Source organism: Pseudoxanthomonas sp. LjRoot143 (assembly GCF_964252945.1).
In the GTDB taxonomy this organism is placed as follows: domain Bacteria; phylum Pseudomonadota; class Gammaproteobacteria; order Xanthomonadales; family Xanthomonadaceae; genus Pseudoxanthomonas_A.
Window position 1 is genome coordinate 1199770 of record NZ_CAXUPM020000001.1, and the last position, 14510, is coordinate 1214279.

A 14510-nucleotide genomic window follows, 5' to 3' on the forward strand; every position below is an offset into this window, starting at 1 on the left:
CCGGCAGGCGGTCGGTCTTCCCGGTCCGGCGTTCAGGCGTCCTTGGCAGTGTACTCATCGTCCGTGTCCGCTCCAGTCCATCGCGGGTCCCCGTCCTGTCCTGCCCAAGACAACGCAATCGACGCGTGTATCCAGACAACAGACGGGTTGACGCTCTGCAACAATCCAATTAATGTACTAGCGCATTAATACATTGAAACGAGCCCCAGATCCATGAAACGCCGTTCCGCCAACGAAGACATCGCGTCCGCCTCCGGCCCGCTGCAGGCGCTGGCCGAGGCGCTGGCCGCGCTGGAACAGGCGGGCGAGGTGCGGGCCTTCCTGGAAGACCTGTGCACCCCGGCCGAGCTGGAAGCCATGTCCGACCGCTGGCGGGTGGTGCCCCTGCTGCTGAAGGGCGTGCCGTACCGCGAGATCCACGACCTGACCCAGGTCAGCGTGACCACCATCGGCCGCGTCGCCCGCACGCTGGAGCGGGGGGCCGGTGGCTATGCCGCCGCCGTCCAGCGCCAGCAGGCCGCGACGGCCTCCGCTTCCCACTGAGTTCTCCCATGAGTCCCTCCCTGACCCCCGCGACGCGCGAGCGCCTGCGTATCGCCATCCAGAAGAGCGGGCGGCTGGCCGAGCCGGCGCGCACGCTGCTGGCCGCCTGCGGCCTGAGCTGGCGCGAAAGCCGCGACAAGCTGTTCTGCTATGGCGAATCCCTCCCGGTGGACCTGCTGCTGGTCCGCGACGACGACATCCCCGGCCTGATCGCCGATGGCGTCTGCGACTTCGGCATCGTCGGCCGCAACGAACTGGACGAGCAGGCCGGCGAGCGCGCCCTCAACGGTCTGCCGCAGGCCTACCGCGAACTGCGTCCGCTGGGCTTCGGCAGCTGCCGGCTGATGCTGGCCATTCCCGATAGCTGGGAATGGGAAGGTCCGCAGCAGTTGCAGGGCCTGCGCATCGCCACCAGCTATCCGTCGATCCTGCGCCAGTGGCTGCAGGCGCGCGGCATCGACGCGGCGGTGGTCGAACTGTCCGGCTCGGTGGAAATCGCGCCGAAGCTCGGCACGGCCGACCTGATCTGCGATCTCGTCTCCAGCGGCGCCACGCTGGCCGCCAACCAGCTGAAGCCGGTGGAAACCCTGCTCGACAGTGAGGCGGTGCTGGCAGGCCCGGCGCGCGAATTCGACGATGCCCGTGCCGGCCTCGCCGACATGCTGCTGCGTCGCCTGGACGGCGTGTTGAAGTTGAAGGACAGCAAGCTGCTGATGTTCCGCGCCGAGCGCGACACCGTGCCCGCGCTGTCGCGCCTGCTGGGCGACAGCGACGGCCTGATTACCCTGCCGGGCGGCGACGAAGGTCCGCTGTCGCTGCAAGCGATGTGCCACGGCACGGTCACCTGGCAACGGCTGGAGGAACTGCAGCGCGCCGGTGCGCAGGGACTGATGGTGCTGTCCGTCGAGAGGTCGCTGGCATGACCGCATCGCCCGCTCCCGTGTACGACTGGACCGTGCTGGACGATGCCGCGCGCGATGCGCTGCTCGCACGCCCGGTGCAGTCCGTCGCGCAGCGCACGCGCGATGCCGTGGCCGGCCTACTGGCCGACGTGCAGGCACGCGGAGACGTCGCGCTGCGCGAGGTCACCGCGCGCTTCGACGGCGTGGAGCTGGCCACGTTCGAAGTCAGCGAGGAAGAATTCGCTGCCGCGCACACTGCGGTGTCCGCCGAGCTGCGCCAGGCGATGCAGGAGGCCGCGGACCGCATCGAGGCGTTCCACCGTGCCGGCATGGCGCAACCATATGTCGTGGAAACAGCGCCTGGCGTGATCTGCGAACGCGTGATCCGGCCGATTCACCGCGTGGGCCTGTACGTCCCGGCTGGCAGTGCCCCGTTGCCGTCGACCGCGTTGATGCTGGGTGTTCCGTCGCGCTTGGCGGGTTGCCGCGAGGTCGTGCTGTGTACGCCGCCGCGCAAGGACGGTACCGCCGATCCTGCGGTACTGGTCGCCGCGCAGCTGACCGGTGTGCGCCGCGTGTTCAAGCTGGGCGGTGCCCAGGCGATCGCCGCGATGGCGTTCGGCACCGACAGCGTGCCGGCCTGCGACAAGCTGTTCGGCCCGGGCAACAGCTACGTGACCGAAGCCAAGCAGCAGGTGGCGCAGGCGGGCGCGGCGGCCATCGACATGCCGGCAGGACCTTCCGAAGTGCTGGTGATCGCGGACGCAGGCGCGGATGCGGCCTTCGTCGCCGCGGACCTGCTGTCGCAGGCCGAACACGGCCCGGATTCGCAGGTGCTGTTGCTGGCCGACGACGACGGACTGATCGAACGGGTGCAGGCCGAACTGGTGACGCAGCTTGCCGCGCTGGACCGCGCCGACATCGCACGGCAGGCGCTGTCGGCGTCGCGCCTGGTCAAGGTCGCCACGCTGGACGACGCGTTTGCGATCAGCAACCGCTATGCACCGGAACACCTGATCGTCGCCTTGCGCGATCCGCGCGCGTGGCTGGACAAGGTGGAAGCGGCCGGGTCGGTCTTCCTTGGCGACTACACGCCGGAAGCGCTGGGCGACTACTGCAGCGGCACCAACCACGTGCTGCCCACCAGCGGCGCGGCGCGTGCCTACAGCGGCGTCAGCGTGGCCAGTTTCCAGAACTTCGTCAGCGTGCAGTCGGCGAGCCGTGCGGGCATCGCCGCGATCGGCGACTGCGCACTGACGCTCGCGCGGGCCGAAGGCCTGGACGCGCACGCCAACGCGGTTGCGCTGCGCCTGCGCAAGGCGGCCGCATGAGCGATGTACTGTCTCTGGTCCGTCCTGACCTGCGCGGCTTCGCCGGCTACAAGTCCGCGCGCAGCGAGGCGCTGCGGGGCGATGTCTGGTTGAACGCCAATGAATCCGCGTGGGCGAATCCCGCCGACGGGCAGGGCCGCAGCCGGCGCTATCCCGATCCGCAGCCGCCGGCGTTGCGTGCGCGTCTGGCGCAGGTTTATGGGGTTTCGTCGGAACAACTGCTGGTCGGTCGCGGCAGCGACGAGGCGATCGACCTGTTGGTGCGCGCGCTGTGCGTGCCGGAGCGGGATGCCATCGTGGTGACGCCGCCGGTGTTCGGCATGTACGCGGTCTGCGCGCGCCTGCAGGGAGCACCGATTCTCGACGTGCCGCTGCTGGACGGCGACGCGGGCCTGGTCGCCGACCTGGATGCCATTCGCGACACGGCGCTGGAGCAGGGTGCGAAGCTGGTGTTCCTGTGCTCGCCTTCCAATCCGGCCGGCTCGGCCATTCCGCTCGACGACATCGCGTCGCTGACCCGCGCGTTGGAAGGCAAGGCGCTGGTCGTCGTGGACGAGGCGTATGGCGAGTTCGCCGACAGCGCATCCGCGACCACGTTGCTGGCGACGCATTCCAACCTGGCCGTGCTGCGTACCTTGTCCAAGGCACATGCCCTGGCGGCCGCGCGCATCGGCGTCGTGATCGGCGATGCCGACCTGATCGCCGTGCTGCAACGCTGCCAGGCACCGTATCCGGTGCCGACCCCGTGCGCGGACCTCGCCTTGGACGGCCTGTCGGACGCCGCGCTGGCGCAGACCCGTGAACGCATCGCACTGGTGCGCAGCGAGCGCGAGCGTCTGCATGCTGCACTTGAGCGCATGGCCGGTGTCCGTCGCGTCTACGCCTCGCAGGGCAACTACCTGTTGGCGCGATTCGACGATGCCGAGGGCGCGTTCCGCACGCTGCTGGCCGCGGGTGTGGTGGTGCGCGACCAGCGCGCCGCACCACAACTGGGTGATGCGCTTCGCATCACCATCGGCTCACCGACCCAGAACGACCGCGTCATCGCGGCCCTCAATGCCCAGGAGCAGGCCGCGTGACGCCGATCCTCTTCATCGACCGCGACGGCACCCTGATCGAGGAGCCCGAGGACTTCCAGATCGATGCGTACGAGAAGGTACGCTTCGTGGCCGGCGTCATTCCCGCATTGCTGAAGCTGCGCGATGCCGGCTACCAGTTCGTCATCGTCAGCAACCAGGATGGATTGGGCAGCGATCAGTATCCGCGCGCCCGCTTCGACGGTCCGCAGGCGCTGATGATGCAGGTGTTCGAAAGCCAGGGCATCCGCTTCCGCGACGTGCTGATCGATGAAAGCTGGCCGCACGAGAACAAGCCCACGCGCAAGCCCGGCATCGGCCTGATGGTGCCGTACCTGCAGGACCGCAGCATCGACTGGGCGAGTTCGGGCATGGTCGGCGACCGGCCGACCGATATCCAGTTCGCCGACAACCTGAAGATCCGCGGCTTCCAGCTGAAGACCGCGCAGTTCGGCGGCGAATGGGACTGGGCCGGCATCGCGCATGAACTGGCGGATGCGCCGCGCCGCGCCGTCGTCCAGCGCAACACCAAGGAGACGAAGATCCGCGTCGAAGTCGACCTGGACCGCGTCGCCGAACCGGTCGCGAAGACCGGCCTGCCGTTCTTCGACCACATGCTGGAACAGATCGGCAAGCACGGCGGTTTCGCACTGGATGTGCGCGCCGACGGCGACCTGCACATCGACGAACACCACACCGTCGAGGACACCGGTCTCGCACTCGGCCAGGCGTTGAAGGAAGCGTTGGGCGACAAGCGCGGCATCGGCCGCTACGGCTTCACCCTGCCGATGGACGAGACGCTGGCCAGCGCCGCACTCGACTTCAGCGGCCGGCCGTACTTCGTCTTCAGTGGCGAGTTCAAGCGCGAGCGCGTCGGCGACCTGCCGACCGAGCTGGTGCCGCACTTCTTCCGCTCGCTCTGCGATGCGTCCGGCCTGAACCTCAACCTGAAGGTCGAAGGCGACAACGACCACCACAAGGTCGAAGCCAGCTTCAAGGCGCTGGCGCGTGCGCTGCGCCAGGCGGTGAAGCGCGAGGGCGCCGAGCTTCCGACCACCAAGGGCGCGTTGTGATGAAGGTGGTCCTGGTCGATGCCGGTGGCTCCAACATCGGATCGGTGCGCTATGCGCTGCAGCGCCTGGGCGTCGAGGCGCAACTGACCGTTGATGCGGACACCATCCGTGCGGCAGACAGGGTGATCCTGCCCGGCGTGGGTGCCGCGGCGGTCTGCATGGCGCGATTGAAGGCGCAGGGTCTGGTCGATGTGTTGCGCACCCTGGACAAGCCGCTGCTCGGCGTATGCGTCGGTGTGCAACTGCTGTTCGCGCATTCCGAAGAGGACGACACGGCATGCCTCGGCCTGTTGCCCGGGCGGGTCCGCAAGTTGCCCGCCGCGCCCGGCATCCGTGTGCCGCACATGGGCTGGAATACGTTGCAGCGCGCCCGTGACGCCTCGCTGCTGGAAGGAATCGCGGATGGCGACCACGCCTACTTCGTCCACAGCTACGCGGCCCCGGTCGACGACGATTGCCTGTGCAGCAGCGAGCATGGGCAGCGCTTCGCCGCGGTCGTGCAGCGGGACAATGTGGCGGGTGCGCAGTTCCATCCCGAGCGCTCCGGCGCCGTGGGCGCGCGCCTGCTGAAGAATTTCATCGAGTACGGACTGCAATGACCGGTTTCACCGTATATCCCGCCATCGACGTGCGTGAAGGCCGCGTCGTGCGGCTGGCGCAGGGCGACTATGCCCGCGAGACACGTTACGAGGGCGCGCCACTGGACGTGGCGCTGCGTTACGCCGTGCAGGGCGCCGACTGGCTGCATCTCGTCGATCTGGATGCTGCACGCGCTGGCGGCTACACGCTGGCGCCGCTGCTGGGCGAGATCGCACGGCATACGCCGCTGAAGGTGCAGACCGGCGGCGGTGTCCGCCAGCGTGACGACGTCGCACGCATCCTCGATGCCGGCGCCGACCGCGTGGTCATCGGTTCGCTGTCGGTGCGCGAGCCGGAGACGGTGCTGACCTGGCTGGCCGAGTTCGGCAGCGATCGCATCACGGTGGCGCTGGATACACGTCGCGACGCGGAGGGCGTCTGGCGCCTGCCGGTGCATGGCTGGACCGAGACGGCGTCCGAAACGCTCGACGAGCTCGCCGCACGCTACGCCGCCGCGGGCCTGCGCCACCTGCTGTGCACGGACATTGCGCGCGACGGCATGCTGACCGGTCCCAATCTGGATCTGTACGCCCATCTGCGCGCGACGGTACCCGCGCTTTCCGTGCAGGCCTCGGGCGGCGTCAGTGCGCTCGCCGATGTCAATGGCGCACGCGACGCGGGTTGCACGGGCATCGTGCTCGGGCGTGCGCTGCTGGAAGGCCGCTTTACGCTGCCGGAGGCCCTGGCGTGCTGAGCCGGCGCATCATTCCATGCCTGGACGTGCGCGAAGGCCGCGTCGTGAAGGGCGTGAAGTTCCGCGACCATGTCGACATGGGCGACATTGCCGACCTGGCGTTGCGCTACCGCGACCAGGGTGCCGACGAACTGGTGTTCTACGACATCAGCGCCAGTCCGGAGGGCCGGTCGGTCGACCATGCATGGATCGAACGGGTATCGCGCCTGCTCGACATCCCGTTCTGCGTGGCCGGTGGCATCCGCGATGTCGAGACCGCGCGGCGCGTGCTCTACAGCGGTGCCGACAAGGTGTCGGTCAACACGCCGGCGCTGGAGCGGCCTGACTTGATTGGCGAACTGGCCGAGGCGTTCGGGGTGCAGTGCGTGGTCGTGGGCGTGGACTCGATCCTCGAGGCGGACGGCGAGTGGCGGGTACGCCGCTACACCGGCGACCCATCGAAGATGCAGGGCGCCGGCCTGCGCACGCTGGACTGGGTGGTGCAGGCGCAGCGGTTGGGGGCAGGCGAGATCGTATTGAACTGCATGGATCAGGATGGCGTGCGCCGTGGATACGATCTGGTGCAGCTTGAGGCGGTGCGTGCTGTATGCGACGTGCCCTTGATCGCATCCGGTGGCGCCGGCGAGGTGGCGCATTTCACCGACGTGTTCAAACAGGCCGATGTGGATGGTGCATTGGCTGCCAGCGTATTCCATAGTGGCCATATCGCGATTCCCGCGTTGAAGGACGTATTGGCCGGGCAAGGCATCGAGGTGCGACGTGGCAACTGAGGACGTGCAAGGGAAGGTCGATCCGGCGACGCTCGACTGGACCAAGGGTGATGGTCTGCTGCCCGTCGTCGTGCAGGACGCCTCGAACCTGCGCGTGCTGATGCTGGGCTACATGAATCGCGAGGCGCTGGACGCCACGCTGGCGAGCCGTCGCGTGACGTTTTTCAGCCGCAGCAAGCAGCGCCTGTGGACCAAAGGCGAGAGCTCGGGGCACGTGCTGGAACTGGTCTCGGTCGATGTCGACTGCGACAACGACACGCTGCTGGTGCTCGCGCACCCGCAGGGGCCGACCTGCCATTTGCAGCGCGCCAGTTGCTTCCCCTCGGCACCTTCGGCGTTCCTGTCGGAACTGGACGCCCTGGTCGCGCAGCGCGAACGCGAACGGCCCGCCGACAGCTACACCACGCGCCTGTTCGAGTCCGGTGTCCGTCGTATCGCGCAGAAGGTCGGCGAGGAAGGTGTGGAAACGGCGCTGGCCGCCGTGGCGCAGGACGAAGCCGCACTGCTCGGCGAAAGCGCGGACCTGCTGTACCACCTGACCGTGCTGCTCCGGTCGCGCGGCCTCTCGCTGGCCGATGCCATCGAGGTCCTGCGGGCGCGCCACGCGTCGCCGTGACGCGGCCTTGCTTCCTGTAGGAGCGACGCAAGTCGCGACCGCACGACTGAGATACCGCGAGTACGTGCAGCGCGCGATGGGAATCCACGTTTGATCCCGGACAACGGTCGCGACTTACGTCGCTCCTACAGAGGAGCCGCGGCTGCGCCATAATCCGCCGGTCGCCCTTGCCGGAGTTCCCGTGCGCGCCTCGTTGACCGTCCTGCTGCTGGCCTGTCTGGCCGTTTCCGCCCATGCGCTGCCACCCCCCTGCAGCAGCGGCGTGGTGTTCGAGGACCGGAACGGCAACGGCGTACGCGATGCCGGCGAGCCCGGCGTCGCCGGCGTCAGGCTGTCCGATGGTGTGCAGGTCGTTACCACCAACGCGCGAGGCGAGTACGACGTCCCTTACGAAGACGGACGCACGCTGTTCGTCATCAAGCCTTCCGGTTACGACCTGGCGGTACGCCCGGACGGAATGCCTGATTTCTGGCACAACCGGCAGTACCACAAGGGGCCGGCGCTGAAGTATGGCGGCGTTCCGCAACGCCAGCCTGGTTGCAGGAATTTCGGATTGCGTCCACGCGACACGGCGGGCGAGGGCGCGTTCGAGGCATTGTTGTTTGCCGACAGCCAGACTGCTTCGGTGCAGGACGTGGACTACTACTGGCGCGATATCGTGCAGCCACTGGTCGGCAAGCACGGGGCTTCGCTGGGCCTGACGCTGGGCGACATCGTCAATGACGACTTGGCACTGTACCCGGAGCTCCTGCGCACGACGATGAGCCTGCAGGTGCCCTGGCTGTTCATCCCGGGCAATCACGACCTGGATTTCGACGCTGCGAATGACGCGGATTCGTTGCGCACGTTCCGCCATCACCTCGGCCCGGACACGTTCGCGTGGGAAGAAGAGGCGGTCACCTTCATCGGCTTGGACGACATCATCTACCAGCCCGGCAAGTCGCCCTCTTATTTCGGTGGACTGCGCGAGGACCAGTTCGCCTTCCTGCAGGCCTACCTGCCGACGGTGCGCAAGGACCGGCTGCTGGTGATCGGCGTGCACATCCCGTTTTTCGAGGAGGGTGTACGCGGATTCCGTGCTGCCGACCGCGAACGGTTGTTCGCGCTGCTGAAGGATTTCCCGCACGTGTTGCTGCTGAGCGGGCATACCCATACGCAGCGGCACTGGTATCACGATGCCGCCACTGGCTGGCACGGCCTGCAGCCGCTGCACGAGTACAACGTCGGCGCCGCCTGCGGGGCCTACTGGTCCGGAGTGAAGGATGCCGAGGGCATTCCGGACAGCCGGATGGCCGACGGGACGCCCAACGGCTACGCACGACTGCGCGTCCAGGCCGGCGGCGAGTACGCGCTGTCCTGGCACCCGGCACGCGCCGCCGCCGACAGCGGCATCGGCCTGCATGCGCCGAAAGTCCTGCGGAAGGGCGCCTATCCGGCCTGGGGCGTCTACGCCAACGTCTACATGGGTGATGCGGACACGCGGGTGGAGTACCGGGTCGACGGCGGCGAGTGGAAGCCGATGAAGCGCGTCGAGCAGCCGGATCCCGCGCTGCTGGTGGAGAACATGCGCGACGATCTGGCCGATGCGTTGCGGGGCTACGATCGCTCTCCCGAAGCCGAACCGTCGCACCATCTATGGCGCGGCGCGCTGCCCACGGATATTGCCGAGGGCGAGCATCGTGTCGACGTGCGCGCGTTCGACCGCTGGCGCGGCGAAACCACCGCACACACGACCTACCGTCTGCAGACCGTCACGCCCTGACCATGGCCAGCCCGGACCTGCCCATCGAGCACTTCGCCGATCCCGCCGCGTGGGAGCGCTGGCTGGAGGGTCATCCGCAGTCGTCCGGGGTGTGGCTGAAGATCGCCAAGAAGGACGCCGGCATTCCGTCGGTGACGTATGCCGAAGCGCTCGACGTCGCGCTGTGCCATGGCTGGATCGATGGGCAGAAGAAAGGCTTCGATGCGCAGTTCTTCCTGCAGCGCTTCACCCCGCGGCGTGCGCGCAGCACGTGGTCGAAAATCAACGTGGCCAAGATCGATGCCCTCATCGCGGCCGGACGCATGCGGCCGGCGGGATTACGCGAAGTCGAGGCGGCGAAGGCGGACGGGCGCTGGGACGCGGCCTACGACGGCGCGAAGTCGATGGAGGTGCCGCCGGAGCTGGCGAAGGCGCTGGCGCTCGCCAAGCATCGCAAGGCGAAGGCCTTCTTCGATACGCTGGACAAGACCAATCGCTACGCCGTGTGCTGGCGCGTGCAGACAGCCGTGAAGCCGGAGACAAAGCGTGCCCGCGTCGAGAAGCTGGTCGCGATGCTCGCGCGCGGCGAGAAGATCCACGACTGAACCGCAGAAACGGAAACGCCTCCCGGCGGGAGGCGTTCTGGGACCTGGCGGCGCGCGAAGGCTGGCGGGCGAGGTTCACGTGGCTGGCTTGCGGATGGCTGGCTTGCGACGTGGCGCGCAGTCTAGGCAATCGCGCGGCGCCATGTAGAAACGCGAATCGCTCTCATCGAGGGGCGCGGCTGGCACGGACGCTCAGCCACGCGCCGGCCAGCAGCAAGGCGACTGCGACCGCCTGTATCCAGTGCGCTTCCGCGCGGCCCGATGCCACCAGCAGCAGGGTGGACAGCAGGGGGGCGAGGTAGGAGAGGCTGCCCAGCAACGCAATATCGCCGTGCTTGGTGCCGTGGTCCCAGAGCCAGAACGCCGCGCCCACCGGCCCGATGCCCATCAGCAACAGCACGACCCACTGGCCTGCGGTCGGCACGACAGTCTGTTCGCTGAGCAGGTGCGCGATGGCGCCCAGCACGGCGACGCCCGCACAGCCCACGGTGATGGCCGCCGTGGGCACGTCGGCGTAGCGGCGGTTGAGCACCGAGTACAGCGACCAGATCAACGCCGCGCCCAGTGCCGCCAGATAGCCCGGAACGTGTGCGGGTTCGACCTGCAGGCCACGGCCACGGGTGACCAGCAGGACCGCAGCGACCAATCCGAGCGCGGTGCCCAGCCATTGGCCCGGCCGCACCGCGACGCCGCCGAGGAGGCCCGCGAATACCACGATCAGCAGCGGCCACATGTAGTTCAGCAGGTTGGCTTCCACGGCCGGCGCACGCTTCAGCGCGATGAAATAGAGCGCGTGGTAACCGAACAGTGCGAGCGTGGACAGCGCGAGGGCTGGCAGCGGCTGGCGGAGTTCGCGCCAGCCCGCGGCACCGCGCAACGTTGCGCGGACCAGGCCCAGGAAGGCCGCGATGCCGAAGCCGATCGCCAGCACCTGGAACGGCGGCAGGTTGCCGGTCGCGGTCGTCAGCAGGGCCAGCGATGCCCACAGCAGGATCGCGACCAGCCCGACCAGCGTGGCTCGTCGCTGTGCTGCGGCGTCGCTCACGCGGCGGGCAGCGTGATGTCGGTGAATGACTCGACCCGCACATGGCCGCTCGCGGCGTCGCCGGTACGCGGCTGCGGATAGTCGTCCAGCCGGTCCACCAGCCGGGTCTGCAATCCCGCGTCACGCGCCGCGTCCAGTTCCTCGACCACATCGGACAGGAACAGGATGCGCTCCGGCGCGATGCCGATACGGTCGGCGATCGCGCGGTAGCTGCCGGCCTCGCGCTTGCCGCCGATCTCGGTGTCGAACCAGCCGGAGAACAGCGGCGTCAGGTCGCCCGCATCGCTGTGGCCGAAGAACAGCTTCTGCGCCGGCACCGAGCCGGACGAATACACGTAGAGCGGGTAGCCCTGCGCATGCCACTCGCGCAGCGCGGGCGCGGCATCGGGGTAGATATGCGCGGTGAAGTCGGCGTCGCGGTAGCCGGCTTCCCAGATCAGGCCCTGCAACGCCTTCAGCGCCGTGTGCTTGCGATCCTGGTCGATCCAGCCCTGCAGCGTCTCGACGATGACATCGTCGCTGCAGATGCTGCCGTGCTCGGTAGCGACGGCATCCAGCCAGCGCCGCACGTCCGGCTCCTGGCCGTGCTCGCGCACGAAGCCCGGCAGGGTGCGGCGTGCGTACGGGAACAGCACATCTTTGACGAACGAGATGCTGCTGGTGGTGCCTTCGATGTCGGTGAGGATCGCGGAAACGGGCATTGTGTTCTTGGAGGTCTTCTGTAGAGCGGAGCTCGCTCCGCTGCTCTTGTTCGAACGGTTGTGCAGCCGAGCAAGCTCGGCTCTACACGATCAATGACCGTCGGTGAGGCCTTCGTAGCGCGGGAATTCCTGCGCCAGCGTGGTGCCGGTGAAATGGCCCACCCAGCCGTCCGGCTCGGTGAAGAATCGGATGGCCACGAAGCTCGGTTCCGGCCCCATGTCGAACCAGTGCAGCGTGCTGTCGGGCACGCCGATCAGGTCGTCCTGCACGCATTCGACTTCGTAGACCTTGTCGCCCACGTGCAGCGTGAACAACCCCGATCCGGCGACGAAGAAGCGCACTTCGTCCTCCTTGTGGAAGTGCTCGTCGAGGAATTTCGCACGCATCGCCTCGCGCTGCGGATTGTCCGGCGCGATGCTGACCACATCGACGGTCTTGAAGCCGCGCTCGGCGACCAGCCGGTCGATATCGGCACGGTACGCATCGATCACGTCTTCCGCCGGTGCACCGGGCGCGATCGCCTTGGTCGCTTTCCAGCGTTCGAAGGTCACGCCGAGCTTCTTCAGTTCGGTGGCGATGAAGTCGGGGTCGTAACTGGCGAACTCCGGCGTGGCCGGGTCGGATTCCTTGAAGATGCGCAGGCGGCTCATGGCGATGGCGTGAGGCGGCGAGGGGGACGTTAGGGTAGCAAACCCGCTCCCCGCGTCCTGTTGCAGAATCGGAACGCAGCGATAACCGTCGGTTATCAGCGCCGGCAGCCGAGCTTGCGCAGCTCCAGTTCGGCGGCGAACAGGAACTCGAACGCTTCCAGATGGCGGCGCGCCTCGGCCATGGTCCGGCCCCACGCATACAGGCCGTGGCCGTCGATCAGGTAGCCCCACAGCGGCTGGCGGTCGAGCAGCGCGTCCACCTGGGCGGCCAGCGTCGGCATGTCCTGGGTATTGGCGAACACGGGCACGTCGATGGCCATCTCGTGCGTGCTGTTGCCATGGAAGGCCTTCAGCAGCTCGAAGCCTTCCAGGCGGACATGGCCGGCGCCGGCGAACAGGCGGGACGCCACGGTCTGCACCAGCGAATGGGTGTGCAGCACGCAGCCGATCTCGGGGTAGCGACGGTAGAGCTGCGTGTGCAGCAGCGTTTCCGCCGACGGACGATGGTCGCTGCCGACCGCCTGGCCGTCGAAGTCCACCACCATGATGTCCGCTTCCACCAGCCGGCCCTTGTCGCGGCCGGAGACGGTGATCGCCGCGTGCTGCTCGTCAAGCCGCTGCGAAAAATTGCTGCTGGTGGCCGGCGTCCAGCCCAGCTGCGCCAGTTCGCGCACGTTGGAGATGATGGACTGCGCGCGGTCGCGCAACTGGTCGGCGTCGTAGGGCAGGGCGTTCATGCCCGCCAGTTTACCGCCTGCACCGGCTCATGGTCCCGGCGACGCCGGACGTCGTGCGAATCCCCGGTATGCGGCCAGCGCCAGCAGGGCGATGACGATGCCGCCGACCAGCGTCTTGACCGGTGTCGAGTACACCAGCAGGCCGCAGGCCAGCAGCGCGCCCATGCCGACGAGGCGGTCGCCACGCGACGCGGGACGTGCCGACGTGCCCAGCATCAGGCTGAGCGCGGCGGCGACATAGGCCATCACCACCAGCGTCACCACCATGTTGATGATGGTTTCGAACTGGCCTGAGACGGTGGGCGACAGCGTCAACACCGCCAGCGCGGTCATCGACAGCGTGATGATCAGCAGCCCCCAGCCCGCCGATCCATTCGCGCGCAGGCGACCGAAGATGGCCGGCAGGAAGCCGCGTTGCGCGGCGCGTGCGCCGGATTCGCCCGTTACCAGCATCCAGCCGCCCAGCGTGCCGGTGGCCTTCAGGGCGGCGGCGGCGGCGATCACCGGAATGGCCCATTCGCCGAACATGCGCCCGGCCACGAGCGCGAACGGCGCACCCGAATCGGCCAGTTCGGCGGCGGGCACGATGCCCATCATCAGTACCGACGATGCCAGGTAGACCAGGCCGGCGATGACGATGCCGCCCATCGTGGCGATGGGCACGTTGCGGGCCGGGTCACGCACCACGCCGGCCACCATCGCGCCGGTTTCCAGGCCGACGAAGGCCCAGAAGATCGGTGCCAGCGAGCCGAACACCACATGCGCATCCGATTCGCCGGAGACATTCCATGCCGCCTGGTAGATCCCGGCATCGAAGCTGCCCCAGCCCCAGATCAGGATCGCGGCGACCGGCAGCAGGCCCAGCACCACGCACAACGACTGGAAGCGCGCGATGGCACGCGGGCCGAACAGGTTCAGCGCGAACATCAGCCAGATCAGCGCGATCTGGCCCAGCACGCGTGTCAGCGTGCCGTCGCCGACCGGCAGCAGCAGCGCGAGGTAACCAAACGCGGCCACCGCGATGGCGTTGTTGCCGATCCACGACGAGATCCAGTACAGCGTGGCCGCCAGGAAACCCATGTCGCGGCCCAGCGCCGGGCGCACGTAGTCGTCCGGGCAGTCCAGCTTCGGGTAGTCGCGCACCAGGCGTGCGAACGTGGCCCCCAACAGCACCGCCAGCACGGTGGCCAGCAGCCAGCTCAGCGCGGTCACGCCGCCGGACCGTGCCAGCGTGGCGGGCAGCAGGAAGAAGCCGGAGCCGATCATGTTGTTGGCGACGGAGAAGGTCGCCAGGACCGGGCCGATCTTGCGGGGTTGGGTGTCGGACATGCAGGTGTCGTCGAAGACGGGGAGGGCGGGAACGGGTTTCCCCACGCCCAAACGAAG

At 68.1% G+C, this 14510-nt stretch carries 16 protein-coding genes; 11 read left to right on the top strand and 5 right to left on the bottom strand.

All coding sequences use genetic code 11. The features are described from left to right. Nucleotides 1–213 precede the first annotated feature (213 nt). From ACSQ1W_RS05600 to ACSQ1W_RS05650, 11 genes are all read left to right on the top strand, one after another. The gene (locus ACSQ1W_RS05600) at nt 214–543 is read left to right on the top strand and encodes a YerC/YecD family TrpR-related protein (RefSeq protein WP_192268681.1); all 330 of its coding nucleotides are present in this window, start codon (nt 214–216) and stop codon (nt 541–543) included. Between the two features lie 8 nt (nt 544–551). After that, nucleotides 552–1466, top strand: coding sequence for an ATP phosphoribosyltransferase (hisG, locus tag ACSQ1W_RS05605; RefSeq protein WP_436042149.1), 915 nt, complete (start codon nt 552–554; stop codon nt 1464–1466). Beyond that, nucleotides 1463–2776 (top strand): histidinol dehydrogenase, encoded by a 1314-nt coding sequence (gene hisD / locus ACSQ1W_RS05610; RefSeq protein WP_436042151.1) that lies wholly within the window; start codon nt 1463–1465, stop codon nt 2774–2776. The genes hisG and hisD overlap by 4 nt, the downstream gene beginning before the upstream one ends. Further along, a complete protein-coding gene (hisC, locus tag ACSQ1W_RS05615; RefSeq protein ID WP_436042153.1) occupies nt 2773–3855 on the top strand; it encodes a histidinol-phosphate transaminase in 1083 nt (360 codons plus the stop codon). Before hisD ends, hisC begins: the two co-directional genes overlap by 4 nt. Next, complete coding sequence (gene hisB, locus ACSQ1W_RS05620) at nt 3852–4925, top strand: bifunctional histidinol-phosphatase/imidazoleglycerol-phosphate dehydratase HisB (RefSeq protein WP_436042155.1); 1074 nt, start codon at nt 3852–3854, stop codon at nt 4923–4925. Before hisC ends, hisB begins: the two co-directional genes overlap by 4 nt. Next, the gene (gene hisH / locus ACSQ1W_RS05625; protein WP_436042157.1) at nt 4925–5524 is read left to right on the top strand and encodes an imidazole glycerol phosphate synthase subunit HisH; all 600 of its coding nucleotides are present in this window, start codon (nt 4925–4927) and stop codon (nt 5522–5524) included. Before hisB ends, hisH begins: the two co-directional genes overlap by 1 nt. Beyond that, entirely contained in the window at nt 5521–6258 is a 738-nt protein-coding gene (gene hisA, locus ACSQ1W_RS05630) for a 1-(5-phosphoribosyl)-5-[(5-phosphoribosylamino)methylideneamino]imidazole-4-carboxamide isomerase (protein WP_436042159.1), read from the top strand. Before hisH ends, hisA begins: the two co-directional genes overlap by 4 nt. Next, nucleotides 6252–7028 carry an imidazole glycerol phosphate synthase subunit HisF gene (gene hisF / locus ACSQ1W_RS05635; protein ID WP_436042161.1) on the top strand — a complete coding sequence of 259 codons (777 nt, stop codon included), beginning with the start codon at nt 6252–6254 and terminating at the stop codon, nt 7026–7028. The genes hisA and hisF overlap by 7 nt, the downstream gene beginning before the upstream one ends. Further along, a complete protein-coding gene (hisIE, locus tag ACSQ1W_RS05640) occupies nt 7018–7644 on the top strand; it encodes a bifunctional phosphoribosyl-AMP cyclohydrolase/phosphoribosyl-ATP diphosphatase HisIE (RefSeq protein ID WP_436042163.1) in 627 nt (208 codons plus the stop codon). Before hisF ends, hisIE begins: the two co-directional genes overlap by 11 nt. 181 nt (nt 7645–7825) lie before the next feature. Then, nucleotides 7826–9406 (top strand): calcineurin-like phosphoesterase C-terminal domain-containing protein, encoded by a 1581-nt coding sequence (locus ACSQ1W_RS05645; RefSeq protein WP_436042164.1) that lies wholly within the window; start codon nt 7826–7828, stop codon nt 9404–9406. A gap of 2 nt (nt 9407–9408) precedes the next feature. Further along, complete coding sequence (locus ACSQ1W_RS05650) at nt 9409–9990, top strand: YdeI/OmpD-associated family protein (RefSeq protein ID WP_436042166.1); 582 nt, start codon at nt 9409–9411, stop codon at nt 9988–9990. A gap of 163 nt (nt 9991–10153) precedes the next feature. Here ACSQ1W_RS05650 and yddG read toward each other — a convergent pair whose 3' ends face one another. The 5 genes from yddG to ACSQ1W_RS05675 all read right to left on the bottom strand — a co-directional run bounded on the left by yddG (nt 10154) and on the right by ACSQ1W_RS05675 (nt 14453). After that, nucleotides 10154–11035, bottom strand: a complete 882-nt coding sequence (gene yddG, locus ACSQ1W_RS05655; RefSeq protein ID WP_436042168.1) for an aromatic amino acid exporter YddG — start codon at nt 11033–11035, stop codon at nt 10154–10156. Continuing rightward, complete coding sequence (mtnC, locus tag ACSQ1W_RS05660; protein ID WP_436042170.1) at nt 11032–11736, bottom strand: acireductone synthase; 705 nt, start codon at nt 11734–11736, stop codon at nt 11032–11034. The genes yddG and mtnC overlap by 4 nt, the downstream gene beginning before the upstream one ends. 90 nt (nt 11737–11826) lie before the next feature. Beyond that, nucleotides 11827–12387, bottom strand: coding sequence for a 1,2-dihydroxy-3-keto-5-methylthiopentene dioxygenase (locus ACSQ1W_RS05665; protein ID WP_192268657.1), 561 nt, complete (start codon nt 12385–12387; stop codon nt 11827–11829). 95 nt (nt 12388–12482) lie between these two features. Then, on the bottom strand, nt 12483–13124 hold the full coding sequence (locus ACSQ1W_RS05670) for a methylthioribulose 1-phosphate dehydratase (protein ID WP_436042172.1): 642 nt from the start codon (nt 13122–13124) through the stop codon (nt 12483–12485). A 27-nt stretch (nt 13125–13151) separates the two neighbouring features. After that, the gene (locus ACSQ1W_RS05675) at nt 13152–14453 is read right to left on the bottom strand and encodes an amino acid permease (protein ID WP_436042174.1); all 1302 of its coding nucleotides are present in this window, start codon (nt 14451–14453) and stop codon (nt 13152–13154) included. Nucleotides 14454–14510: the final 57 nt, after the last annotated feature.

What these genes read in the sequence shown, in the direction of transcription:
- ACSQ1W_RS05600 (WP_192268681.1), top strand. Translation starts at nt 214, where the DNA reads ATGAAACGCCGTTCCGCCAACGAAGACATCGCGTCCGCCTCCGGCCCG.
- hisG (WP_436042149.1), top strand. Translation starts at nt 552, where the DNA reads ATGAGTCCCTCCCTGACCCCCGCGACGCGCGAGCGCCTGCGTATCGCC.
- hisD (WP_436042151.1), top strand. Translation starts at nt 1,463, where the DNA reads ATGACCGCATCGCCCGCTCCCGTGTACGACTGGACCGTGCTGGACGAT.
- hisC (WP_436042153.1), top strand. Translation starts at nt 2,773, where the DNA reads ATGAGCGATGTACTGTCTCTGGTCCGTCCTGACCTGCGCGGCTTCGCC.
- hisH (WP_436042157.1), top strand. Translation starts at nt 4,925, where the DNA reads ATGAAGGTGGTCCTGGTCGATGCCGGTGGCTCCAACATCGGATCGGTG.
- hisA (WP_436042159.1), top strand. Translation starts at nt 5,521, where the DNA reads ATGACCGGTTTCACCGTATATCCCGCCATCGACGTGCGTGAAGGCCGC.
- ACSQ1W_RS05650 (WP_436042166.1), top strand. Translation starts at nt 9,409, where the DNA reads ATGGCCAGCCCGGACCTGCCCATCGAGCACTTCGCCGATCCCGCCGCG.
- mtnC (WP_436042170.1), bottom strand. Translation starts at nt 11,736, where the DNA reads ATGCCCGTTTCCGCGATCCTCACCGACATCGAAGGCACCACCAGCAGC.
- ACSQ1W_RS05665 (WP_192268657.1), bottom strand. Translation starts at nt 12,387, where the DNA reads ATGAGCCGCCTGCGCATCTTCAAGGAATCCGACCCGGCCACGCCGGAG.
- ACSQ1W_RS05670 (WP_436042172.1), bottom strand. Translation starts at nt 13,124, where the DNA reads ATGAACGCCCTGCCCTACGACGCCGACCAGTTGCGCGACCGCGCGCAG.
- ACSQ1W_RS05675 (WP_436042174.1), bottom strand. Translation starts at nt 14,453, where the DNA reads ATGTCCGACACCCAACCCCGCAAGATCGGCCCGGTCCTGGCGACCTTC.